Origin of the sequence: Adlercreutzia sp. DFI.6.23, assembly GCF_024462535.1 — a bacterium.
GTDB classification, from domain to species: Bacteria; Actinomycetota; Coriobacteriia; order Coriobacteriales; family Eggerthellaceae; genus Adlercreutzia; species Adlercreutzia rubneri.
Map to the genome: position 1 here is coordinate 1 of NZ_JANGBP010000802.1, position 288 is coordinate 288.

Genomic DNA, 288 nt, shown 5'->3' on the forward strand with positions numbered 1-288 from the left:
CATGAAGGGGGAGGGCATGGTACAGCCGATCTCGGCCCAGGTCATTTCCAGATGATGCACCTTCTCGCTCATAGCGGGGGCGTCCAGGTCGTTCATGAGGCCGGCGAAGGGCAGCTCCACGAGGCCGAGCACCTCGCCGTCGGCCACGACGACCATGCCGCCGCCCACCTCGGCGTGCGTATTGGCCGCCAGCGCCATGTCCGCATCGTTGGTGCCCACTACGAGCAGGTTGTGGGCGTCGTGGGCCACCGTGGAGGCCATGGCACCGCGCTTGATGCCGAAGCCCTT

The 288-nt window shown here is 67.0% G+C and carries 1 protein-coding gene; it reads right to left on the bottom strand.

Features of this window, described 5'->3' with window-relative positions:
* A partial coding sequence (locus NE591_RS15535) for an adenine deaminase C-terminal domain-containing protein (RefSeq protein ID WP_305145287.1) occupies positions 1-288 on the bottom strand: 288 nt, incomplete at both ends.